1 protein-coding gene is annotated in these 215 nt (G+C 42.3%); it reads right to left on the bottom strand.

The window, feature by feature from the left end; all coding sequences use genetic code 11:
- Positions 1-215 (bottom strand): HEAT repeat domain-containing protein (locus NF27_RS08035; RefSeq protein ID WP_039458089.1); only part of this gene is annotated, 215 nt, incomplete at both ends.

Here is a 215-nt window from a genome sequence, read left to right as displayed (position 1 = left end):
TACCTAAACTCTCTGCTGCTTCTTGCCTTACATCTTCATTTTCATCCTTTAGAGCTATGAGTAGTGCATCAATTACTTTCTCACTTCCTTGCCCGATGTTACCTAAACTCTCTGCTGCTTTGCGCCTTACCCAATTTGCTCTATCCTTTAGGGCTATTATTAGTGCATCAATTACTTCCTCACTTCCTTGCCCGATGCTACCTAAACTCTCTGCT

The organism is Candidatus Jidaibacter acanthamoeba (assembly GCF_000815465.1).
GTDB classification, from domain to species: domain Bacteria; phylum Pseudomonadota; class Alphaproteobacteria; order Rickettsiales; family Midichloriaceae; genus Jidaibacter; species Jidaibacter acanthamoebae.
This window is presented reverse-complemented; position numbering and strand designations above follow the sequence as displayed.